We start from the raw sequence: 23,072 nt of genomic DNA on the forward strand, positions 1-23,072 counted from the left end.
GAAGGAGACAGCACATGTCGGCATATACCAATGAACAGATTTCCCATCTGGTGGATGGCACGCTGGACTGGGACACCACCTTTCGCATGCTGTCCATGCCCAAGGATCAGCAGCGCTTTGTGCAATACCTGGCCGCCTTGCAGGAGAAGGTGAGCTTTCCCGACCGCATCATCCTGCCACTGGGTCCGCACCTGTATATCGTGCAGTCCTGCCAAGACAAGCGCTGGGTGACGCAGTGCGATTGCGGCCATGTGTTTGGTGATTACCGCGAAAACTGGAAGCTCAATGCCATGATTCATGTGCGTGATAGCCCCGAAGCCATGGCCGAGGTGTACCCGCCGCTGATGGCACCGGACACGCAGTGGCAGGTGTATCGCGAGTATTACTGCCCGCAATGCGCCACCATGCATGATGTGGAAGCACCCACCCCCTGGTATCCGGTGATTCACGATTTCGAGCCGGACATCGAAACCTTCTATCAGCAGTGGCTGCAAATACCGCTGCCAGAGCGGGCAAACTGAGTTCAAGGGCTAAGCGGTGCGGGGAGCGTGCAGTGCCTCGCACTGGCTGGCCTTGGGCACGAAAATTGCATCCCTGGTGGTCATCACCCGATGATGGCTGCCATGACTGCTTCCACTCCATTACGACTATTACTGGTCAACGATACCGACCGCCCGATGGCGCAGCTGCATGCTGCGCTGACGGCGGCTGGCTATCTGGTGGTGGCACAGGCACAAGGCGCGGCAGAGCTTTTGCAGCTGGTGGACAGCCAGTCTCCCGACATCATCATCATTGATACCGAATCCCCCTCCCGCGACACACTGGAACAACTGGCACTGATGGGCCATGCCGCGCCACGCCCGGTGGTGATGTTTGCCGAGCAAGGCGGCTTGCCCGCCATTCAGGCTGCGGTCAGTGCCGGTGTCACCGCCTATGTGGTGGATCAGGTGGCGGCCAGCCGCCTGGCACCGATCATCGACATGGCACGGGTCAAGTTTGAAGAAGACGCCCGTCTCAAAAAGCGACTGCTGCAGATGGAAGAGCAACTGGCAGAGCGCAAGCTGATCGAACGCGCCAAGGGCATCCTGATGGAGCGCCGCCAGCTGTCCGAAGCCGACGCCTATGCGCTGCTGCGCAGCCAGGCCATGCAAAGCGGCTTGCGGCTGGCCGAACTGTCCCGCCAACTGATCAACTCCAGCAAGCTGCTGGGCTGAAAGACATTCATGACTGATCCCGCATGCTTGCACACACTGAACCTGGGCTTTGTCGCACTGACAGATTGCGCACCGCTGGTGGTGGCGCAGCGTCTGGGGCTGGACCGTGAAATGGGTCTGCAATTCTGCCTGCACCGCCAGCCGTCCTGGTCGGCGGTGCGCGACAAGCTGATCAGCGGCCAGCTGGATGCCGCGCATGCGCTGTACGGGCTGGTGTATGGCATGCAGCTGGGCCTGGGTAATCCGCCCTGCGACATGGCCATCCTGATGACGCTGAACCAGAACGGGCAGGGCATCAGTCTGGCTCCGGCTTTGGCCGATGCCTATTGTCAGGGTGCCAGCCTGATGGAAATCAGCCAGCAACTGGGCCGCCCGCTGGCACTGGCGCATACCTTTCCCACCGGCACCCACGCCATGTGGCTGTATTACTGGCTGGCCGCTCAGGGTGTGCATCCCTTGCGCGATGCCCGTTGCGTGGTGATTCCACCGGCACAAATGAGTGATGCCATGCAGGCTGGTGTGCTGGACGGATTCTGTGCCGGCCAGCCCTGGCACGCACTGTCACAGCAGCGCGGGGTTGCCAGCCTGGTGACGGACAGTGCGGTCATCTGGCCCAATCACCCGGAAAAGGTACTGGCTTGCCGACGCGAACTGGCACAGCAACAGCCGGATGTGGCCGGGCGTCTGGTACAGGCGCTGCTGCTGGCCTGCCACTGGCTGGATCAGCCGGAAAACCACGCACTGGCCGCCGCCTGGCTGGCCGCGGAAGACTGCCTGGCCATGCCGGCGGAGTTGATCCTGCAACACTGGACCGCAGCAGATGCCGGTCCACTGCATTTTTGTGATGAAGGCCGCGTCAATTACCCATATCCGTCGGATGCCTTGTGGTTTTTGCAGCAATACCGGCGCTGGGGCATGTGGCAGGGCAATGACGCGGCCGCCGTGGTGGCCAGCGTCAACCAGACCGCCTTGTATGAGCAAGCGGCCCGGGCCTGCGGCTTGTCATTGCCCGCTGTACATGACCGCCACAGCGTGCTGATGGACGGCAGCCACTGGCCAGATTATTCCGGCAGTGCGCCCAGTGTCGGTGCGCTGTCGCAATACACGCACTGATGCGGTGCAATATCCGGGCAAAACCGCCATGAATACTCCCGCAAACAGAATTTTCCGGCTGGCACGCAAATTGCAATAAGTGCGGTGTAGCAGCGCAACGGCGTGCTGACTGCACCATACATCACGGCAGTGGCCAACGGCGGCCACTACCGATACGGACAACGGCGTCCTCTCCTGACTTCATCGTCAGGGAGGGCGCCGTTTTTGTTTTGGCCATTTGGCGGGAAGCACGCTTCCCCGACAGGAGTACTACATGGACCGCACTTTCTGGCAAGCCGGACACAAGCCGACCCTGTTTTCAGCCTTTCTGTATTTCGACCTCAGTTTCATGGTGTGGTATCTGCTGGGCCCCTTGCAGGTGCCCATTGCCAGCGCACTGCATCTGTCCACCCAGCAACGCGGCCTGATGGTGGCCACGCCCATCCTCGCCGGGGCCATCCTGCGCCTGTTGATGGGGGTGCTGGTGGACCGCATCGGCGCGCGCGGGGCCGGCATCATCGGCCAGCTGGTGGTGATTGCCGCCTTGCTGGCGGCCTGGCAGATCGGCATTGCCAGCCTGGGCGGCGCGCTGCTGCTGGGTTTGTTCCTGGGCGTGGCCGGGGCTTCGTTTGCGGTATCGCTGCCGCTGGCCTCGCGCTGGTATCCGCCGCAGCATCAGGGCACGGCCATGGGCATTGCCGGGGCGGGTAACTCCGGCACCGTGCTGGCCGCCTTGTTTGCCCCGGCGCTGGCTCTGGCTTTTGGCTGGCAGAACGTGTTCGGCCTGGCCTGCATTCCGCTCATTGCCGCGCTGCTTATCTTTACCTGCTGTGCCAAGGACGCGCCCAATGCGCCGCCAGCCAAGAAGCTGGCCGACTATCTGGCGGTGCTGAAGGAAAAGGACGCCTGGTGGTTCATGTTCTTCTATTCCATGACCTTTGGCGGCTTCTCCGGCTTTGCCAGCGCGCTGCCGGGTTACTTTCACGACCAGTTTGCCTTTGATGCCAAAACCGCAGGGCTGTACACCGCCGCCTGCGTGTTTGCCGGTTCGGTGATGCGGCCGCTGGGCGGCATGCTGGCCGACCGTCTGGGCGGCACCCGTTCCTTGCTCGCGGTGTATCTGTGCTGTGCGCTGCTGATTGGCGCGGCCGGTTTCAATGTGGGTGGCCCATCGGTGGCACTGCTGTTGTTCATTCTGGCCATGCTGTGTCTCGGTGCCGGTAATGGCGCGGTGTTCCAGCTGGTGCCGCAGCGCTTTGGCAAGGAAATCGGCGTGATGACCGGTCTGGTGGGTATGGCTGGCGGGGTGGGCGGCTTTGCCCTGGCAGCCAGCCTGGGCGCCATCAAGCAGGCCACCGGTGGCTATGCCGCAGGCCTGTGGCTGTTTGCCTGCCTGTGCTGCCTGGCCTGGCTGAGCCTGGCCGGAGTGAAACAACGCTGGCGCAGTGGCTGGAGCGTGGCTGCGGCCCGGGTTTGAGGAGAACAGGATGAACATGGCAGAACTGCAGGGCAAGACCCGGCAAAAACTGGTGGTGGTGGGTAATGGCATGGCCGGCATCCGCACGGTGGAAGAGTTGCTGGGCCTGGCGCCGGATTTGTACGACATCACCGTATTCGGTGCCGAGCCGCACCCCAATTACAACCGCATTTTGCTGTCGCCGGTGCTGGCCGGGGAGCAGGATTTCAAGGACATCATTCTCAACAGCGTGGAGTGGTACGCCGAGCACGGCATCACCCTGCACATGGGCAAGAATGTGGCCACCATCGACCGGGTGCGCCGCAAAGTCATCGCCGAGGATGGCACCGAGGCGGCTTACGACCGCTTGCTGCTGGCCACCGGCTCCACACCCTTCATCCTGCCGGTGCCGGGCAAGGAGCTGGCCGGTGTCATCAGCTATCGTGACATCCGTGATACCGAGCTGATGATGGAGGCCGCCAAAACCAAGCGTCAGGCCGTGGTGATTGGCGGCGGCCTGCTGGGGCTGGAGGCCGCCAACGGCCTGAAGCTGCGTGGCATGGAGGTTACCGTGGTGCATCTGGGTGACTGGCTGCTGGACCGCCAGCTGGATGATGTGGCCGGCGACTTGCTGCGCCGGGCGCTGGAAGAGCGCGGCATCGGCTTTTTGCTGGGCAAGCAGACGGCGGCCATTCTGGATGACGGCCAGGGCGGTGTGGCCGGGGTGCGTTTCAGCGATGGCGAGCAGGTGGATGCGCAGCTGGTGGTGATGGCGGTGGGCATTCGCCCCAATACCGCACTGGCCGAATCCTGCGGCCTGCACTGCGAGCGCGGCATTGTGGTGAGCGATGCGCTGCAAACCTACGACCCGCGCGTGTATGCAGTGGGCGAGTGCGTTAGCCATCGCGGTGTGGCTTACGGACTGGTCGCCCCCTTGTTCGAGCAGGCCAAGGTGTGCGCCAACCATCTGGCCCAGCTGGGTATTGGCCGTTATCAGGGCTCGGTGCTGTCCACCAAGCTGAAAGTCACCGGGATTGATCTGTTCTCGGCTGGCGACTTCATGGGCGGGGAAGGCATGGAGGACATCGTGCTGTCCGACCCGGCTGGCGGCGTCTACAAGAAGCTGGTGATCAAGGACGACAAGCTGGCCGGGGTCTGCCTGTATGGCGATACCGCCGACGGTGCCTGGTACTTCAAGCTGCTGCGCGAAGGCCGCTCGGTGGCGGATTTGCGCGATACGCTGATGTTTGGCGAATCCGCCATTGGTGATGCCGGCGTGCAAGGCCATAGCAAGGCCGCCTGCATGCAGGACAGCGACGAAGTATGCGGCTGCAACGGCGTGTGCAAGGGTGCCATCGTCAAGGCCATCAAGGACAAGGGCCTGTTCACGCTGGACGAGGTGAAAAAGCACACCAAGGCGGCCAGTTCCTGCGGTTCCTGCTCCGGCCTGGTGGAGCAGATATTGATGAGCGTGGTGGGTACCGATTTTCAGGAAACGCCCAAGACCAAGGCGGTGTGCGGCTGTACCGAGCGCAGCCACGGAGAAGTGCGCAAGGCCATCCGCGAACAGCACCTGTTGACCCATGCCGAGGTGTTCCATTTTCTGGAATGGCGCACGCCTAATGGCTGCGCCACCTGCCGCCCGGCCATCAATTACTACCTGCTGTCCAGCTGGCCGCATGAGGCGGTGGACGACCCGCAAAGCCGCTTCGTCAACGAACGGGTGCACGCCAATATCCAGAAGGACGGCACCTTCTCGGTGATTCCGCAGATGAAGGGCGGCGTCACCACCGCCAGCGAGCTGCGCCGCATTGCCGACGTGGCCGACAAATACCAGGTGCCGATGGTGAAAGTCACTGGTGGCCAGCGCATCGACCTGTTGGGCGTGAAGAAGGAAGACCTGGTCAATGTGTGGCAAGACCTTGGCATGCAGTCCGGCCACGCTTACGGCAAATCCATCCGCACGGTGAAAACCTGTGTCGGCAGCGAGTTCTGCCGCTTTGGCACCCAGAACAGCACCCAGATGGGCATTGATCTGGAAACCATGCTGGCCAATATGTGGTCGCCGCACAAGGTGAAGCTGGCGGTGTCCGGCTGCCCGCGCAATTGTGCCGAAGCCGGCATCAAGGACGTGGGGGTGATTGCGGTGGATTCCGGCTGGGAGCTGTATGTAGGCGGCAACGGCGGCATCAAGACCGAGGTGGCGCAGTTCCTGTGCAAGGTAAAAACCGCCGAGGAAGTGAAGGAATACAGCGGCGCCTTCCTGCAGCTGTACCGCGAGGAAGCCTATTACCTGGACCGCACCGTGCACTACATCGCCCGTGTCGGCCTGGATGTCATCAAGGCCAGGGTAGTGACCGATGCTGCCAGCCGCCAGGCCTTGTACCAGCGGCTGCTGTTCTCGCTGCAAGGCCTGCCCGACCCATGGGCGGCACGTATTGCCGGGGCGCAGAAAAACGAATTCATTCCGATCAAACTGGAAGCCTGAGGAGCGCACAGCATGACAGACAGCCAACACTGGGTTCAGATTTGCGCCCTTGCCGACATCCCGCCGCAAGGCAGCCGGGTGGTGGAACGCGCCAGCGGCAATGTGGCGGTGTTCCGCACCCATGATGACAAGGTATTTGCCCTGCTGGACCGCTGCCCGCACAAGGGCGGGCCGCTGAGCCAGGGCATTGTGCACGGCGAGTCGGTGACTTGCCCGCTGCACAGCTGGAATATCGACCTGGCTACCGGCGCAGCGCGCGCGCCGGATGAAGGCTGCGCCCGCCATTTCCCAGTGAAGCTGGAACAGGGCATGGTGCTGCTGGGTTTGTGAACAAGGACGATTGCAAAGAATTGCAACGGCTTGCAACGGGACCTTGTCATCAGAAAAGGATGAGCAAAATGGGCAGGACTGAAACCCGCTCCACCTGCTGCTATTGCGGCACAGGCTGTGGCGTGCTGATTGCCAGCGAAGACGGACGCATAACAGGTGTACGAGGCGACCCGGAACACCCGGCCAATTTTGGTCGGCTGTGCAGCAAGGGGCTGAACCTGGCGGCCAGTGCCGCCAGCGACAGTGGCCGTGCGCTGCACCCGGAAATGCGGCTCACCCGCGATGCGCCTCGCCAGCGTGTTGGCTGGGCTGAAGCGCTGGACAGCGTGGCCGAAAGTTTTGCCCGCATCGTCCACCAGCACGGGCCGGACGCGGTAGCTTTTTACGTATCTGGCCAGTTGCTGACCGAGGACTACTATCTGTTCAACAAGCTGGCCAAGGGCGTGGTGGGCACCAACAATATCGACACCAATTCCCGCCTGTGCATGTCCAGCGCCGTTACCGCCTACAAGAAAGCCTTTGGGGCCGATGGCCCGCCCAGCTGTTATGCCGATCTGGAACAGGCGGACTGCGTGCTGTTTGCCGGCAGCAATCTGGCTTATGCACATCCGGTGCTGCTGCGTCGGCTGGAGGACGCCCGCGCAGCGAGGCCGGACACGCGCTGGATTGTGATTGACCCGCGCCGCACCGACACTGCCGCCATGGCCGACCTGCATTTGCAGATTCAGCCCGGCACCGATGTGGCGCTGTTCAACGGCATGCTGCATCACCTGATCTGGGAAGGGCTGGTGGCAGCGGATTACATCAGCGCCCATACCGAAGGTTTTGCCGAACTCAAGCAGATGGTGCGCAACACCACGCCCAACATGGCGGCGGAAATCTGCGGCATCCGCGAAGAAGACCTGATTCAGGCGGCCGAGTGGTTTGGCCACAGCCCGGCCAGCCTGTCGCTGTACTGCATGGGGCTGAACCAGTCCAGCCACGGTACTGACAAGAACCTGGCGCTGATCAACCTGCATCTGGCCACCGGGCAGATTGGCAAGCCAGGTGCCGGGCCGTTTTCGCTCACCGGCCAGCCCAATGCCATGGGCGGGCGCGAAGTAGGCGGCATGGCCACCATGCTGGCGGCGCACCGTGATATCGACAATGCCGCGCACCGTGCCGAAGTGGCCGCCCACTGGGGCGTACCGACCGAGCGGCTGTCGGCCACGCTCGGCTTGCCCGCCATTGCCATGTTCGACGCATTGCAGCAGGGGCGCATCAAGGCTATCTGGATTGCCTGCAGCAATCCGGCACACTCGCTGCCCAATCTGCCGCAGGTACGCGCCGCACTGGCCAGGGCCGAGCTGGTGGTGGTGCAGGACGCCTTTGCCCATACCGACACCACCGCGCTGGCCGACATTCTGCTGCCCGCAGCCACCTGGGGTGAAAAAGAAGGCACGGTCACCAATTCCGAACGCCGCATCAGCCGGGTGCGTGCCGCCGTGCCGCCACCGGGCGAGGCGCAAAGCGATGGCTGGATTGTCAGCCAGATTGCCCGCCGTCTGGAGGCCCTGCTGTATCCCGGCGCTGCCAGCCTGTTTGCTGATACTGAAGTCGCCAGTGTGTTTGACGAACATTGCGCACTCACCACCGGGCGTGATCTGGACATCAGCGGGCTGAGTCATGCGGTGCTGAACAGCGCCGGGCCGCAGCAATGGCCGCTGCCCGCTGGCGCGGTGCAAGGGCAGGCGCGACGCTATGTCGATGGCGTGTTTGCCACTGCCAATGGCCGCGCCCGTTTTCATGCCGTGCGCTACCAGCCACCGGCAGAGAATGTGTCGGCGCATTACCCCTTCCGCCTGCTGACTGGCCGCTTGCGTGACCAGTGGCATGGCATGAGCCGCACCGGCCGCCTGCCGCAGCTGTTTGCCCACCGCCCGGAACCGGCACTGGAAATGCACCCGGACGATGCCGAACGCCGTGGCCTGCAAGCGGGCGATCTGGTGCGCATCAGCAGCAAGCGCGGCCAGCTGGTATTGCCGCTTGCCATCAGCCGCGAACTGCCCGGCGGCACGGTATTTGCCGCCATGCACTGGAATGGCCAGTTTCTCAATAGTGGCGGCATCAATGAAACCAGCCAGCCGCAGGTGGATGGCCAGTCCTTCCAGCCGGAACTCAAGCATGCCGCCGTCAAGGTGGAAAAAATCAGCCTGCCGTGGCGGGTGACGGCGGCGCTGCACTGTGACGACCTGCCGGCCATGCAGGCGCGGCTGGCACCGCTGCTGCACCAGTGCAGCTATGCCGCCATTGCCTTGCATGGCCCGGATATTTTATTGTTGCGCGCCGCGCATGCGACGGCGCTGGATGACTGGCTGCAACAGCTGCTGGATGTGCTGGGCCTGCAGCCCGGTCCGGAGGTGCTGGAATACCGCGACGACCGGCGCGGTGTGGTCAAGCGCGTGGCCTGGGCCGATGGCCGTCTGGCGGGCTTTGTGTTTGCCAGCAGCAGTACGACAGACGGCCCGGCAGCGGACAGCCTGCTGCAGCAACTGCAAGCGGGGGAACAATGGCAGGGATCGCGCCTGACCGTGTTTGCCCCGGCCGGACAGCGCACCGTGGTGCGGGAAAAAATGGTCTGCCAGTGCCGACAGGTAGGCGAAAGCGCCATCCGCCAGTGTCTGGAGCGGGGCGATAGTGTGGAACAACTCAAGGGCACACTGGGCTGCGGCAGCGTCTGCGGTTCCTGTGTGCCGGAAATCAAACGCATGGCCGCCACAGTGGCGCAGCCTGCCTGAACAGGGAGCAAGGACATGAAACGCGAAACAGGCAAGGTAGTGCTGCTGGGGGCAGGGCCCGGCGATCTGGAACTGCTCACCCTCAAGGCGGTGCGCCAGTTGCAGGCTGCGGAGGTGCTGCTGCTGGACGAGCTGGTCAACCCGGACATCGTCAGTCTGGCTCCGCAGGCGCAGGTGGTACGGGTGGGCAAGCGCGGTGGCTGCAAGTCCACGCCGCAGGATTTCATCCAGCGCCTGATGCGCCGTTATGCCATGCAGGGCAGGCGAGTGGTACGGGTGAAGGGCGGCGAGGTACTGTTGTTTGGCCGTGCCGGTGAGGAAATCCGCTACCTGCAACAACACGGTATCGAGGTGGAAGTGGTGAACGGCATCAGCGCGGCACTGGCGGCAGCCGCCAGCCTGAATGTATCGCTCACCCATCGCCAGCACTGCCGTGGCGTGACGCTGGTGACTGCCCACGCACAAGACCACAGCGAGCCGGACTGGCAGGCACTGGCCGCCACCGGCACTACTTTGGCCATCTATATGGGCATGAGCCGTATTGGCAGCCTGAACCAGGCCCTGTTGCAGCACCTGCCAGCCAGCACCCCGGTGGCGGTGGTGCAGTGGGCCAGCACGCCGCAGGAGCAGCGCCTGCTAAGTACGCTGGCCACGCTGGAAGCCGACACCCTGGCCGCAGGCATGGGCAGCCCGGCCATCATTCTGGTGGGCGAGGCCATGGCCGAAGCCAGCCTGCCCGCCATGGTGCAGCCCGCAGCAGCGCAAGGCTGTGCCTGATGGCTAGACCGACGTTTCGTCCAGCCCCACCGGCTGGCACAGCACGGTAGATGTCACGGAATTGGCAATAAAGCAGTTGCTGTGCGCCTGATGGTGCAACTGGGCATGCTGGGCTGCGCTGGGCGGGTTGGCACTGCCAAATTGCACATCCGGCCGAAGCGTGACGCGGGTGATGGCCAGTTGCCCGGCGGCATTCTTGCCCATCTCGCCACTGGCCCGGTCCAGATAACGCTCTACGATAAAACCGGCACGGGCGGCCAGGTCCAGAAACCACAGCATGTGGCAGCTGGACAGCGCCGCCACGAAGGCTTCTTCCGGGTCCACCGCGCTGGCATCCGACATCGGCAGCGGCACCACGGCGGGGGAGGACGAACCCGCCACTTCGGCGCCGCCATCAAAGCGCAGCACATGTTTGCGGCTGTAGCGACGATCGAGAAAATCCTGACCGCTGCGTTGCCATTCCACTTCCACCACGAATTGCGCCATTGTGTTCTCCCGTTCAGGCCGTTTGATGCAGAAAGATGGTGAGGCTGTCCTTGGGCGGGCGGATATCCGCCTCCGCCAGCATGCGTCCCACCATGCCGCGATGATAGCTGCCGTGAGTAATCAGGTGCAGCAGCATTTCACAGCGCTGCATCCTGCCCGGCTTGCCATCGACAAAGCGGAAGTCCACCGCCTCGGTCAGATGGCTGGCGTCCACACTGTCCAGATAATGCAGATACCAGCCATCGCTGGCCTGCTGACGGGCCTTCAGCTCGGCCAGCGTTGGGGTTTCCGGTGTGTTCAGCGCGTCAAAGCCGTGCGGCAGCTGTTGCAGATTGGCCTGGAAGATCTGCTCCACCAGCCACACATGGTTCAGCATGCGTATGGCAGCGGTCCGGGTATCGGCAGACAGTGCCGGTAGTTGTTGTTCCAGCAGGGCAAACAATTGCCGGTTAGCCCAGGCCTTGGCCTGAAACAGGGTGTGCAGTTGGGTGTGCATGAGCTGTCCTCCGTGAAAAACCTAGCTTATTACGCATGGCGGGTTTTAGAATCTGTCTGTCGGGAAATTCATTACTGAAACAGATTCAGCAATATGATAGAAACGCAAACCACCGAATTGCTGGCCGTGCTGTATCTGAGCGAAAGCGCCAGCTTCACCCGCGCGGCAGAACGGCTGGGGCTGACGGCCTCGGCCCTGTCCAAGGCAATAGACCGGCTGGAAAAACGCCTGGGCTGCCGCCTGTTTGCCCGCAGTACCCGCCGGGTGGTGGCCACGGCGGAGGGCGAGCGCTTCATCGCCCATGCCCGGCGCATCGTGGACGACCTGGCCAGCGCCGAGGCCGACCTGCGTTTTGGCCGCAATATTCCGCAAGGCACGCTGCGCATTACCGTGGGCACTGCTTTTGGCAACCAGCAGTTGCTACCGGCGCTGCCACGCTTCATGGCACGTTATCCGCAGCTGCGGCTGGCCCTGTCGGTGAGCGACCATCTGGTGGACATCGCCGCCGACGGTTTCGACCTGGGCTTGCGGCTGGGGCCGCTGGGCCCGGTGGACAATCTGGTGGCGCGCCCCATTGCCAGCCTGCCGCGCAAGGTGTGTGCGGCACCGGCCTATCTGCGCCAGTTTGGCAGCCCAGAGCACCCGGACCAGTTGGCACAGCACCAGTGCCTGGTGGTGGCGGATGTGGAGCAGGCCGACCAGTGGCCCTTCATGGTGGATGGCGCATTGCGCCGGGTGGATGTCAGCGCCAGGCTGAGCGTGGACAGTGCCGAATCCCTGCTCAGCCTGGCCTTGGCAGGCGCTGGCATCATCCGTCAGTCGGCCTTCTTGCTGGAACCGGCATTGCAGGATGGCAGGCTGGTGGAAATCCTGCAGCCGTGGCGGGTGGACGACAGCATGCCGCTCACCGCCTTGTACCCGCCGGGCCGCCAGCATCAGGCCAAGCTCACCGCCATGCTGGACTTCCTGCACGAAACCTTCGGCCAGCCAGACTAGCCGCAGCTGGCCAGTTGCAACAGGCTGTGCTCCCCCTGCAACTGCAAACTCAGCTGCGCCGGGCCGCCAACGGCTTCCAGCAACAGTGCTTCCCCGCTGGCCTTGCCCGGCGTCCAGCTGGCACCACGCGCCAGGATCACATCCTGGCCGCAGTAGCTGATCCATACCCGTCCTTGCTGCACGCTCAGGCTGTGCGGCAGGCGGCCTTGCAGGCTTAGCAATTCACCCTGTTTCAGTAGCAATGTGGTCATGTCGTGTGCTCCGCTGCGGTTGATGCCAAACAGCTTAGCGCTGGCAAAACAGCCCCGGTAGCCACACAGTTGGTCAAAAACAGCCATGACAGCGCAGGTTTTTTTGCAACTGTACTGCCTGTTTTTGTGCACAACTGTCCGTGGTGCCAGCCATGCAATCCCTTATCATGGTGGCATGGACAAGCAGCCTCTTTACCAGCAACTGGCCGATGACATCGCCGCCCAGATCGCCAGCCGCGTATTGCGCGTGGGCGAGCGTCTGCCGTCGCTGCGCGACATGAAATTGCGGCGTGGCCTTAGCCTCAGTACCGTACAACAGGCTTTCCGCCTGCTGGAGGACCAGGGCCTGGTGGAGGCGCGGCCACAGTCCGGCTACTTTGTGCGCCAGCGTAGCGACAGCACGCCCTTGCTGCGCCTGGCCGCGGCCACCGAGGTGACGGTGGATCCGCTGTTGTGGAGCTATGTCGAGGACCAATCCGAGCAGCACACCGAGCGCATGCAGGGTTTTCGCAGTGCCGTGGCACCGCACGACCTGCTGCCCACCGCCCAGTTGCAGCGCATGACGCTGGACTGCATGCGTCATCACCCGGACCTGCTGTCCGACTACGGGCGCCCCAGCGGCCTGCCAGCCTTCAAGCGCCAGATTGCGCGGCTGGCACTGGAGTGGGGTGGTCAATTGCATCCGGAACAGCTGATTGTCACCCAGGGCACCATCGAGGCGCTTAACCTGGCCTTGCGTGCGCTTACCCGGCCGGGTGATGTGGTGGCGGTGGAGTCACCGGCCTATTTTTCGCTGCTGTTCACGCTGAAGGCGCTGGGTTTGCGCGTGGTGGAGATTCCCACCGACCCGGTGAGCGGCATTTCGGTAGACGCGCTGGAGCTGGCCACCCGCGATTCCGCCATCAAAGCGGTGATTCTGGTGCCCAATTTTTCCAATCCGCTGGGCGCGCTGATGCCGGATGCCGCCAAGGAAAAAGTGGCCGACATGCTGGCTGAGCGTGGCATTCCGCTGATCGAGGATGATGTTTACGGCGAGTTTTACTACGGCAGGCAGCGGCCACGCCCGATCAAGGCGTTTGATCGTAGCGGCAACGTGCTGTATTGCGCCTCGCTCACCAAGGATGTGGCCCCCGGCTTGCGCATAGGCTGGATAGATCCGGGTCGCTATCGCAACCAGGTGGAGGTGCAGAAATACCTCAGCACGCACTCCACGCCTACGCTGAATCAGGCGGTATTGGCGCGCTTTCTGGAAAGCGGCGCCTATCCCCGCCACATGCGGCGCTTGCGCCGAGCCATAGCCAGCCAGATGCAAGGCTTGTTGCAGGGTCTGGCGCAGCATTTTCCGGCTGATGTGCAATACACCGCGCCGCAAGGCGGCTTTGCCTTGTGGCTGGTGTTTCCGCAGGGCTTCGACAGTCTGGTCTTGCACCAGCAAGCCCGGCAGGAAGGCATAGGCCTGGCACCGGGGCCGCTGTTTTCGCCACGCGGCGGCTATCGCCATTGCGTGCGCCTGTCCTGCGCCGCAGCCTGGACGCCAGAGCAGCAAGACCGGCTGCTGCGACTGAGTCAACTGGTGTGGCAGCAATACCGCAGCGGCTAGCGGACCCGGCAGTACCGGGTTCGCCAGGCGCTGTGGTTTGGCCAGTCAAGCGGCTTCAGTTGCGCGGGGCAGTGCCTTCGGCATTGGCCAGCACGGCATCAATCTGGATGTCCGCACCAGCCGGCAGGCTGGCCACGCCGATAATGCGACGGGCCGGTGTGGCGCTGGGGAAGTAATCCCGATACACCGCATCCACCAGCGGCAGGTCGGCCAGCCGGGTCAGGCAGATATTCACTTTCACCACATCCGCCAGGCTGTGCTCAATGCTCTGTGTAATGTTCTGCAAGTGTTCCAGACACTGGCGGGTTTGCGCGGCAATGCCACCAGCCACTACCTTGCCGTCATGGGCGCTAACGGGCAGCAGTGCGGAAATGTGGTTGTAGTGCGAGAAGGCAACCGACTGCGTGGCCAGCTTGTCTTGCGGCACGTCCGCGCTGCGGCCGGTACGGATGACAATACCGTGGCGGTCTTCCACTGCTTGCGGCGGGGTGCCGTCGCCATGCGATACCACGGCTTCGATCTGGATACGGGCTGCCAGCGGCAGCGCCTGTGCCGGAATCACGCTGCGGGCCGGGAAATAGGCATGGCTGCGGGCAATGGCGGAATCCGGGAAGAAGGTGCTGTAAACAGCGTCCACTGCGGGCAGGTCGGCCAGGTCGGTCAGGTACAGGTTGATTTTGACAATGTCGTCAAACGGCACGTCAATGCTGTTCAGGATAGCCTTGATATTGCGCAGGCACTGGGCGGCCTGTTCCTCGATGCCACCTTCCACCAGCACGCCGGTATGCGGGTTGACCGGTAGTTGTGCGGTCAGATTGTTGTAATGGGAAAACGCTACGGTCTGGGTGGACAGGGCAGAGCAGGGTGCGCTGTCGGTATTGCGCGCCAGCTTGATCAGGTCGCCGGCTTGCGGCGCATTCGGAATGGTGCCTTCGCCATTGGACAACAGTGCTTCCACCTGCAGCAGCGCGCCCAGTGGCAGGTCATGCACGGCCACGGCGGTCAGTGCCGGTACGTAAACCGGGAAGAAAGTGGCGTATACGGCATTCACCGTGGCCAGGTCGGCGATATCACGCAGGAAGATGGTGATGCGCACCACATCATCCATGCTGTGATAGATGCTTTCCACGATGCTGCGGATATTCTCGAAGCACTGCTCTGCCTGCTGACGGATACCACCGGCTACCAGCTGGCCGGTGGTGCGGTCCAGCGGCAGCTGTGCCGACAGATTGTTGTAGTGGGAGAAGGCGACACTGTGGGCGGCCTGACGGTCGGCGGTGGAAAGGCCGGCAGCGTTGCGGGCCAGAACGGCATTGAAAGTGCTCATGGTATATATTGCCTCGTGCGGGGAAAGGGTGGCTTGACCTGTGCCTGTGGCTTGCCTGTGCATGGATGACGCGGTTTTGCTACCGGCTTGCAGTTGCCAGATAAGAAAACGCGAATATAAGAGATGTCTAATTATTAGTAAATAAGCGAATATTGATATTTATCAAGCAAAGGCTACTGATGGCCAAACGAGATGTCTGGGCTGGAGTTGGCAATGGTGACAGGCACGCAGACTGGCTAGCCGTACCGCCTTGTCCGGTAGGCTGTGCTGGTCCTGTTTGAGCTTGATGACTCTGGCAGCACCAATATGGTGGTCTTGATGAAATCGATGCGGACCTGCTTACCATGTCCGGGCGGAATTGAGGTGGGTATTACGCTTATATTTTAGCCATTTAAAATGACATATAGCTTTTTATTGCAGAGCGGCTCAAGCTTTTGCCACCCGCGTCGATAAACACCCAAACTAAAGCACAAGGGGAAATCGATGACAAACCGCGACGGCAGCAAGATTGAAGCCTACACGTTGGAATTTTTTGCACTGGATGAAAAAGTAAAAGAAGCGCGGGCACAGTTGCAGCATTTTGAAAACCTGTTGCTGGAAACCGGCTGTTTACCGTCGGCACCGGCGCTCATGCCTGCAGTGTCCGCCGCCGCGCACTGACAGGCTTCAAGTCAGCTTCAGTCAGCAGTACACCGCAAAGGCCGGACTCTCCGGCCTTTATCATGTCCGTCTGCCAGAATCACCCAGCCTTCCGTTCGCTTGGTGCTTCCGCCGGTATCACCCCGCCCACTCCATGCCGATGTTCACCAGACTTCCGTTTTTTGACAAAGAAGCCGGGCAAGTACCGCTGGCTCTGGTTAAAATAAGCCCCATCCGCGCGCCTGCATGTTGCCTGGCGCAGGGACTGCTTCAATCAAGGACAGTATGTTCAATTTCATTTCCCGGCTGATCTTCGGCGCAGGCAAGCCAGCGGCATTGCCTGCCAATGTGCTGGTGGTGGATGTGCGCGAGCCCGCTGAGTTTGCCGGTGCGCACGTGACGGGTGCCATCAATATCCCGCTGGCCGATATTCCCGCTCACAGCGCACAGCTGCTGGCAGAGGCAAGGCCGGTGGTGCTGTACTGCCAGGCCGGCATGCGTGCAGCGCATGCCAGGAAAATGCTGCTGGCCGCCGGTTTGCCACAGGTCATCAATGGCAAGAACATGGCGACGGTGAACCGCCTGCTGCAGCAGCGCTGAAATACAACGATCACCGGACAGGACAAAGCAGGCGGCAGAGCCGCTGACACCGGACATTTGCCACCGGACAGGGTGCGGATGGCCCACATCAGGAAACAGGATAATGAGCAAAACAGACAAGCAGGGCCTCTCTACCACCATCGTGCATCGTGACCGTCGCGCGGGCATGGAATATGGCGCGTTGCGCGCCCCGGTACACAACTCGGTGCAGTACGGTCTGGAAAGTGTTGAAGACCTGATCGGTATTTTCCAGGGCAGCAAGAAAGGTGGCTTCAATTATGCCCGTCAGGGTACGCCCACCACGGCAGCGCTGGAAGCCAAGATCACCGAAATCGAACACGGCATTGGTACCGTCTGTTTTGCCACCGGCATGGGCGCGATTGCCGCGATTTTCCTGTCCTTGCTGAAGGCGGGCGACCATATCGTCTCCAGCCGCCATGTGTTCGGCAATACCAACAGCCTGCTGGGCACGCTGCGCCAGTTCGGTGTGGAGGTGAGCATGGTGGACATGGCCTCGGCGGACAGCGTGGCGGCTGCCCTCACTCCGGCCACCCGCATGGTGTTCGTGGAAACTATTGCCAACCCCGGCACCCAGATTGCCGACCTGCAAGGCATAGGCCAGCTGTGTCAGGCCCATGATCTGGTGTATGTGGTGGACAACACCATTACCTCGGCCGCATTGTTCACCCCGGCCAGTGTGGGTGCCAGCCTGGTGGTGAACTCACTCACCAAGACCCTGGCCGGCCATGGCGCGGCACTGGGTGGCGCGGTGACGGATACCGGCCTGTTTGATTGGTCGGCCTATCCGAATATCGCAGACGACTACCGCAAGGGCCCGGCTGCCCAGCAAGGCCTGACCCAGATCCGCAAGAAAGCCTTGCGCGACATGGGTGCGTCGCTGTCGTCCGAGCATGCCAACCTGATTTCCATCGGCATGGAAACGCTGGCCTTGCGGGTAGGGCACTGCAGCAACACCGCCCAGCAGCTGGCCGAATACCTGGAAGCCCACCCGGCAGTGCGCAAGGTGTCCTATCCGGGCCTGCCCAGCCACCCGCAATACCAGCGCGCGCGTGAACTGTTCCGTGGCAATGCCTGGCTATTGTCCTTCGAGCTGTACGACGCCGCACAAACCAATACCCTGCTAAACACCCTGCAAGTGCCGATCAAGGCCACCGGCCTGGGCGATACCCGCACGCTGGTGATTCCGGTGGCCTCCACCATTTTCTGGGAAGCCGGCCCGGAAAAACGCAAGGAAATGGATATTCCGGACGGCATGGTACGGGTATCGGTCGGGCTGGAAGAGGTGGGCGACCTGATTGCCGATTTTGAACAGGCTTTTGCCTGCCTGGGCTAAATCCTGAATAAAAGCGGGCGCGCCGACCGGGAGGTCCGCCGCCCGTTGTTACATGGCCAGTTTCAGCGTGCGTCGGCAAAGCCCTGCAGCACATTCACTGCGTTGATGCCGATTTCCTCCACCATATAGCCACCCTCCATCACGAACAGCGTGGGTGCACCAATGGTGGCAATGCTGGCCCCCATGCGCAGGTAGTCCGGGCTTGCCAGCCTGAAATGGCTGATCGGGTCGTGCTCGAAGGTATCCACCCCCAGTGAAATCACCACCGCGTCTGGCTGATAGGCGCGGATGCGCTGGCAGGCATCTTGCAGGGCAATTGCGTAGGCCGCCCAGTCGGTGCCGTGTGGCAACGGGTAGTTGAGGTTGAAGCCCACGCCGGCTCCGCTGCCGGTTTCGTCACGATGGCCGGAAAAATACGGGTAGGAGCGGCGCGGGTCGCCATGCAGCGAGACAAACAGCACATCCGGGCGCTGGTAGAAAATGCTTTGCGTGCCGTTGCCATGGTGAAAGTCCACATCCAGCACCACAACCCGCTTGCCACCCTGATCCAGGCAGGACTGCGCGGCAATGGCGGCATTGTTCAGATAGCAGTAACCGCCCATGTACTCCGCTGCCGCATGGTGGCCGGGCGGGCGGCATAGCGCAAAAGCACTGTCGTGGCCTTGCAGCAGGTGGTCCATGGCGCTGAGTGCTGTATCCGCGCTGCCGCGCACCGCCTGCCAGGTACCGCTGGTGATGGCCACCCCGGCATCCATGGCATAAAACCCCAGCTTGCCGTCGATATGTTCCGGCTCGATATCACTGCGCAAATCCCGCACCGGCCACACCAGTGGCAGCGCATCATGCTGGTGGCCCAGCGCGCTCCATTCCTGCCAGGCCTGCTCCAGAAAACGCACGTAGCGTTCACTGTGTACCCGTGCATAACGCGCGCTGTCATAGTGTGTCGCCCTGGCAATTTCCCCCAGGCCGCTGTGGCGCACGCGCTCCAGAATGGTGTCGGCACGATGCGGCATTTCAAAGCAGGGCGACACCTTGCCATCCTTCAGTTCGGAGGCGTGGTGCAGTTGGTGGTCCGGATTATAAAAAGTAAGCATGTTAACCCTGGCTGGCTGTTGTCCTGTTGCACAGTATGCTTGCCAGACAGGAAAAATATTTTGCTTTTCTTGTTACAAAAAAGCCAAACTGCGCAAAGAAAATAATGGAATTGGCAAAAAATGAGAAAGAACAAAACAGATGACGCACTGGATGCAGTGGACAAGGCCATCCTGCAGCATTTGCAGCGTGACGGTGCCATGTCCACGCCCAAGTTGGCCGAGCAGTTGTCACTCAGTGTGACGCCCTGCTGGCGACGGCTCAAAAGGCTGGAAGAAGAGGGCTATATCCTGGGTTATCAGGCCAATCTGGACCGCCGCAAACTGGGGCTGGATGTACTGGCCTATGTCAGCCTGCGCTTTGGTAATGTCGGCGATCAGGAGCCCAACCGCTTTGAAGCGCTGATCCGCGACCATGAACAAGTACTGTCCTGTCACAAAATCACCGGCGAGGCGGATTATCTGCTGGTGGTGCTGGCCAGGGATCTGGACGACTACAGCGCCTTTGTCGAGCAATTGCGCGCCGTGCCGGGCATCAGTGCCATCCATTCAAATCTGGCGCTGAAAGAAGTGAAAGCCAGTAGCCGCATTCCGCTGCCAGACTGAAACGCCCCGGTCGCTGCTTGTGGTCCGGGGCGCTGGGTGATGGCTGTTCAGGCGTATGCCCTGTGGCTGTCAGACATATTCATGGCTGTGATTGAAGAACTCGAAACAGGCTTTCAGTTCGTCCTGCTGACGCGGGCTGATGTCGACAAATTCCAGACCGTAAATTTCGCCATTGTTCTCCGTCTGCACCCACTTCACCCGGGCAGTCAGTTTCAGCGGTGCCTGCTCGCGGTAATCATCAATGCTGTCATGCGGCAGCAATACCTGCAGTTGCATCAGGCTGTGCTCGGCCCGGTTCAGCGCCAGCGGCAGGCGCAGCTTGATGCCGGACAGACTGAAGTCCTCGGTAATGGCATCGCGCAACTGGTCGCCATCCTTCACCTGGACCAGAATATGCTGGCGCACGCGTGGCAGCCTGCGGTTGTCGTTGGCAATCGCCTCTATCTGGCTGGACTGGTCAAACTGGAAGCTTTCCATGATGGTGCGCAAATCGGTGGAGGTGCGGAACAGCACCTCGCTGATGGCACCGGTGGTATGCACTTTGTAGGCATTGTCACTCAGTGTGGTCAGCAGGGTTTCCAGCTGCCCGCGCATGGTTTCCAGCCTTGCCATCTGCTCCTGGCTGGCCGCGCCGATTTGCCGGGCCGCCGTCACATTGCCTTCGATATCCTCCACCAGCCCGCTGATGGACTGGCTGGCCTGTTCGGCTTTTTCCATGCCCAGCCGCGTGCTACTGATGATGCCTTGCACTGACTCGGTATTTTCCTGGATCAGCGTCCCCAGGCTGTTGATGATCTGGGTGATTTCGTCGGTAGCCTTGGCCGCATTCTGTGCCAGCTTGCGTACTTCGTCCGCCACCACGGCAAAGCCGCGGCCATGCTCGCCGGCGCGTGCCGCCTCAATCGCCGCATTCAGCGCCAGCAGGTTGGTCTGGTCGGTGATGCTGGCAATGGACTGGGTAATCACCTGGATTTTCTGGTTGGCTTCGCCCAGCGCCACAATGCGGGTTTCGGCATGGTGCGCCTCGGCCACCGCAGCATCCATCTCGCGGATGTTGTCACGCATGGTGGACATGCTGTCGTGTGCGCTCTTGCGAGCCTTGTCGGCGTGTTCGGTCACGCTGCCGGCAAGGTCCAGCACGGTTCTGGCTGTTTGCGACAGGTCCGACGTGGCCTGGCGCACGGCGGCAGAATGCTGCTCCTCCTCATTGGAGGTATCGGCAATATGGCTGGAGATGTCGGAAATCTGGTAGGACGACTGCACCACCTGCTTGGTGTTCAGGTCGATCTTGCGCATGTACAAGGTCAGCTGCTCGGCCATATGACGCATGGTGGACAACAGGCTGTTGTCATGGCCGGAGCGGTCGATGATTTCCACCGCCAGATTGCCACTGGCAATGGTGTTGGCAATGCTGGCTGCGTAGGCTGGCTCGCCACCCAGAATCCGCAGCAGGCGACGGTATTGCAGCAGGCTGATACCCAGCACGCTCAAGGTGGTGAGAATGGCAATCAGGGCATAGGCCAGCACGGCATTGTCCCGCACCGTGGTCTTGTACTGCTGGGTTTGTTTGCTCTTGTTCGCCAGGCTTTGCGCCAGCTGGTCCAGGCTCTTGTTGATGGCTTCGGTGGAATCATCAAACCCGTTCCCCTTGGCCTTCATGATGGCATTGCCAGCCTCCCGCCCCTGGTGGATATAGGCCTCGGCCATTTTTACACCTGTTTGGTGCAAGGCCTGCACCAAAGGCTTGATCTGTCCTACCTCGGACGCTGCATCCGGCAACATGGTTTGCAACACATCCAGGTTCTGCATCGCCTGCTTGAGGTTCTCTGCCGCTGCCTGATAATCGTCCCCAGCTTCGCCAGTTGCCCCGGCATCGGTCAGGAATTGCTGAATCTGTACCACGTTAAAACGGGTATCCCGAAACACCAGGCTGGCCTGGTTAAAGCGCTCCACCTCATCATCGGCCTGACGTTGCAGATTATTGGTCCACCAGGTAACGGCACTTCCCGTCAGCAGCAGGCTGGCAACCAGCACTGCTCCCAGAATCATGGTTTTCTTTACCGATGATGAAGACATATAGGCTCCGGCCAAGGCTTGATAAGTGGATTTGTCGGACAGAATACACAAGAAGCAGCAAAAGGAATATCCGGTTTCTGATTGCTGCATCAGACAAAGAAGACAGGCGGCGGGGCGGTAAGGTGGATTGCGTCGGACAGCAAACGACCGTCCTTTCGTGATGTTGATGGTTTCTGGGGCATGAAAAAAGCCATTGATAACCAGTAACTTACTGATCGTCAATGGCTTTTAGAGGTTCTGGTGGGGCGGCGTCTACCGAATTGTTGCTTGAAGGCCACGTCTGGTAATGATTTTGGTAATTTGAATATAAATTATGCCCCCAAATATGCCCCCACGAGTCGATGGCTGCCCCTCGATATGAGGAAGTATGGCTTCCATTCCTACTTGCTCCCTGACTGCAACGCATCCATCACGCGCCACTCAAGCGCTTCCAGAATCTTGGTTTCAAGAACGTCCAGACGTGGCGGCTTGAGAATGTAGTCATTGCCACCGCAGGCATAGATCCGCGAGAGTACTTCGGCAGTATCGTAGGATGAAATGAAAATGATCTGAGCAGTACCGTGCTGCTGTCTGTACCACTCGACCAGATTAAAGCCCGTCATGTCTGCGCCAAGCTCTATGTCCATCAGGATGATGTCCGGGTCATAGTCTGTTGCTGTCTGCATAAACTCTTGTGGGGTAGCGCAATGCAGTACTGTGGCAGTGGCCCCAAGTCTTTTCTTCATCAGCATTGCTGACACTGCGTCGTCTTCAACGAGCAGGATCTTTGATTCATTCATGGCTTTGTCCCTTTTCTTCAAGTCTAGATGAGGACAGTTTCAGTAGCCATCTGCTTCGTCTCTGATCGCGGCGAAGTATGCGAGGCCTGCAGCCCACCTAGCCGTGTGCCATAACAAGAAAAAAGGAATCTCAGATGACTGCTGCCGATATTCTTGCCCTAATGGCTGATGGTTCTCGCCGACAAGACCGTGCTGGTCGGGTCTACGCCCTGCCTGTAGCTTTCGCCCAGGCCCTGGCGGAGATATCACCGAAGCTGACGCCGCTTGAAATGAACGAAATGATCAAGATTGGCCGAGAGCTGTGTATGCAAAGCCTTGATGAGGTGAGCGCCGCTATGGAAGCCGATGCACAATTGACGCGCATCATGAATGCATCAAGGTCAGCAGACGGATAGTTGGTCGCGCACCCAGTCCAGAAAAGGACTTTCCACCAGGTAGGTCACGTCATCTTTCATCAGGGCGACCATTGGTGCACCGCCCTCTGACTGACAGTCACCGGCGATCTCGTAGATACCGGGCGGGATCTTGGCGATAGACTCGTTTGTGTGCGCGATGATCGCGGGTGGGCGGAACTGGGGAGTGATGGTGAGGTGTTGCATTCTGGTGCGATGAGTGGGTATGCAAGAAAACCCGCTAA

At 61.1% G+C, this 23,072-nt stretch carries 23 protein-coding genes; 15 read left to right on the plus strand and 8 right to left on the minus strand.

The genetic code is table 11. The features are described from left to right. The first annotated feature begins 14 nt into the window (after nt 1-14). The 8 genes from DKK66_RS16620 (at nt 15) to cobA (ending at nt 10,134) form a co-directional block, all read left to right on the plus strand. On the plus strand, nt 15-521 hold the full coding sequence (locus tag DKK66_RS16620) for an acetone carboxylase subunit gamma (protein ID WP_062788554.1): 507 nt from the start codon (nt 15-17) through the stop codon (nt 519-521). Between the two features lie 102 nt (nt 522-623). After that, nucleotides 624-1,214 (plus strand): ANTAR domain-containing response regulator, encoded by a 591-nt coding sequence (locus DKK66_RS16625; RefSeq protein ID WP_131359851.1) that lies wholly within the window; start codon nt 624-626, stop codon nt 1,212-1,214. A 9-nt stretch (nt 1,215-1,223) separates the two neighbouring features. Continuing rightward, nucleotides 1,224-2,327 carry a CmpA/NrtA family ABC transporter substrate-binding protein gene (locus DKK66_RS16630; RefSeq protein WP_131359853.1) on the plus strand — a complete coding sequence of 368 codons (1,104 nt, stop codon included), beginning with the start codon at nt 1,224-1,226 and terminating at the stop codon, nt 2,325-2,327. Nucleotides 2,328-2,580: 253 nt separating this feature from the next. After that, nucleotides 2,581-3,783: a NarK/NasA family nitrate transporter gene (locus DKK66_RS16635; RefSeq protein WP_131359855.1), complete on the plus strand. Its 1,203-nt coding sequence runs from the start codon at nt 2,581-2,583 to the stop codon at nt 3,781-3,783. Nucleotides 3,784-3,799: 16 nt separating this feature from the next. Then, nucleotides 3,800-6,250 (plus strand): nitrite reductase large subunit NirB, encoded by a 2,451-nt coding sequence (gene nirB, locus DKK66_RS16640; RefSeq protein ID WP_131359857.1) that lies wholly within the window; start codon nt 3,800-3,802, stop codon nt 6,248-6,250. 12 nt (nt 6,251-6,262) lie between these two features. After that, entirely contained in the window at nt 6,263-6,580 is a 318-nt protein-coding gene (gene nirD / locus DKK66_RS16645) for a nitrite reductase small subunit NirD (RefSeq protein WP_131359859.1), read from the plus strand. Nucleotides 6,581-6,648: 68 nt separating this feature from the next. After that, on the plus strand, nt 6,649-9,357 hold the full coding sequence (locus tag DKK66_RS16650; RefSeq protein ID WP_131359861.1) for a nitrate reductase: 2,709 nt from the start codon (nt 6,649-6,651) through the stop codon (nt 9,355-9,357). A 15-nt stretch (nt 9,358-9,372) separates the two neighbouring features. Then, nucleotides 9,373-10,134: a uroporphyrinogen-III C-methyltransferase gene (gene cobA, locus DKK66_RS16655; protein ID WP_131359863.1), complete on the plus strand. Its 762-nt coding sequence runs from the start codon at nt 9,373-9,375 to the stop codon at nt 10,132-10,134. A gap of 3 nt (nt 10,135-10,137) precedes the next feature. Here the strand turns inward: cobA and DKK66_RS16660 are convergent, their stop codons facing one another. Together DKK66_RS16660 and DKK66_RS16665 are read right to left on the minus strand one after the other, a co-directional pair. After that, nucleotides 10,138-10,620: an OsmC family protein gene (locus DKK66_RS16660; protein WP_131359865.1), complete on the minus strand. Its 483-nt coding sequence runs from the start codon at nt 10,618-10,620 to the stop codon at nt 10,138-10,140. Between the two features lie 13 nt (nt 10,621-10,633). Further along, nucleotides 10,634-11,116: a DinB family protein gene (locus DKK66_RS16665; RefSeq protein ID WP_131359867.1), complete on the minus strand. Its 483-nt coding sequence runs from the start codon at nt 11,114-11,116 to the stop codon at nt 10,634-10,636. A 93-nt stretch (nt 11,117-11,209) separates the two neighbouring features. Between DKK66_RS16665 and DKK66_RS16670 the strand changes: the two genes are divergently transcribed. After that, entirely contained in the window at nt 11,210-12,112 is a 903-nt protein-coding gene (locus DKK66_RS16670) for a LysR family transcriptional regulator (protein ID WP_045847319.1), read from the plus strand. Here the strand turns inward: DKK66_RS16670 and DKK66_RS16675 are convergent. After that, a complete protein-coding gene (locus DKK66_RS16675) occupies nt 12,109-12,363 on the minus strand; it encodes a DUF2917 domain-containing protein (protein ID WP_165494206.1) in 255 nt (84 codons plus the stop codon). The genes DKK66_RS16670 and DKK66_RS16675 overlap by 4 nt on opposite strands. 175 nt (nt 12,364-12,538) lie before the next feature. On the opposite strand from DKK66_RS16675, the gene DKK66_RS16680 reads away from it, so the two are divergent. Then, nucleotides 12,539-13,963 carry a PLP-dependent aminotransferase family protein gene (locus DKK66_RS16680; RefSeq protein ID WP_045847317.1) on the plus strand — a complete coding sequence of 475 codons (1,425 nt, stop codon included), beginning with the start codon at nt 12,539-12,541 and terminating at the stop codon, nt 13,961-13,963. Between the two features lie 55 nt (nt 13,964-14,018). On the opposite strand, the gene DKK66_RS16685 is transcribed toward DKK66_RS16680, so the two are convergent. Then, nucleotides 14,019-15,290, minus strand: coding sequence for a RidA family protein (locus DKK66_RS16685; protein WP_131359873.1), 1,272 nt, complete (start codon nt 15,288-15,290; stop codon nt 14,019-14,021). A gap of 483 nt (nt 15,291-15,773) precedes the next feature. Between DKK66_RS16685 and DKK66_RS20235 the strand changes: the two genes are divergently transcribed. The 3 genes from DKK66_RS20235 to DKK66_RS16695 all read left to right on the plus strand — a co-directional run bounded on the left by DKK66_RS20235 (nt 15,774) and on the right by DKK66_RS16695 (nt 17,883). Next, nucleotides 15,774-15,950 (plus strand): hypothetical protein, encoded by a 177-nt coding sequence (locus tag DKK66_RS20235; protein ID WP_156156971.1) that lies wholly within the window; start codon nt 15,774-15,776, stop codon nt 15,948-15,950. A 264-nt stretch (nt 15,951-16,214) separates the two neighbouring features. Then, entirely contained in the window at nt 16,215-16,529 is a 315-nt protein-coding gene (locus DKK66_RS16690; protein ID WP_131359875.1) for a rhodanese-like domain-containing protein, read from the plus strand. 103 nt (nt 16,530-16,632) lie between these two features. Then, nucleotides 16,633-17,883: a cystathionine gamma-synthase family protein gene (locus DKK66_RS16695; protein WP_131359877.1), complete on the plus strand. Its 1,251-nt coding sequence runs from the start codon at nt 16,633-16,635 to the stop codon at nt 17,881-17,883. A gap of 62 nt (nt 17,884-17,945) precedes the next feature. Here DKK66_RS16695 and DKK66_RS16700 read toward each other — a convergent pair whose 3' ends face one another. Beyond that, the gene (locus DKK66_RS16700; protein ID WP_131359879.1) at nt 17,946-18,977 is read right to left on the minus strand and encodes a histone deacetylase family protein; all 1,032 of its coding nucleotides are present in this window, start codon (nt 18,975-18,977) and stop codon (nt 17,946-17,948) included. Between the two features lie 120 nt (nt 18,978-19,097). Here DKK66_RS16700 and DKK66_RS16705 point away from each other — a divergent pair, with 120 nt between their 5' ends. Then, nucleotides 19,098-19,580, plus strand: coding sequence for an Lrp/AsnC family transcriptional regulator (locus tag DKK66_RS16705; protein WP_045847312.1), 483 nt, complete (start codon nt 19,098-19,100; stop codon nt 19,578-19,580). A gap of 69 nt (nt 19,581-19,649) precedes the next feature. Here the strand turns inward: DKK66_RS16705 and DKK66_RS16710 are convergent, their stop codons facing one another. Next, nucleotides 19,650-21,656, minus strand: a complete 2,007-nt coding sequence (locus DKK66_RS16710) for a methyl-accepting chemotaxis protein (protein WP_165494207.1) — start codon at nt 21,654-21,656, stop codon at nt 19,650-19,652. A 380-nt stretch (nt 21,657-22,036) separates the two neighbouring features. Continuing rightward, nucleotides 22,037-22,435, minus strand: coding sequence for a PleD family two-component system response regulator (locus DKK66_RS16715; RefSeq protein ID WP_131359883.1), 399 nt, complete (start codon nt 22,433-22,435; stop codon nt 22,037-22,039). 134 nt (nt 22,436-22,569) lie between these two features. On the opposite strand from DKK66_RS16715, the gene DKK66_RS16720 reads away from it, so the two are divergent. Next, on the plus strand, nt 22,570-22,830 hold the full coding sequence (locus tag DKK66_RS16720) for a hypothetical protein (RefSeq protein WP_131359885.1): 261 nt from the start codon (nt 22,570-22,572) through the stop codon (nt 22,828-22,830). On the opposite strand, the gene DKK66_RS16725 is transcribed toward DKK66_RS16720, so the two are convergent. Next, nucleotides 22,816-23,034 carry a hypothetical protein gene (locus tag DKK66_RS16725; RefSeq protein ID WP_131359887.1) on the minus strand — a complete coding sequence of 73 codons (219 nt, stop codon included), beginning with the start codon at nt 23,032-23,034 and terminating at the stop codon, nt 22,816-22,818. The genes DKK66_RS16720 and DKK66_RS16725 overlap by 15 nt on opposite strands. Nucleotides 23,035-23,072: the final 38 nt, after the last annotated feature.

The organism is Aquitalea sp. USM4, assembly GCF_004328945.1.
Taxonomy (GTDB): domain Bacteria; phylum Pseudomonadota; class Gammaproteobacteria; order Burkholderiales; family Chromobacteriaceae; genus Aquitalea; species Aquitalea pelogenes.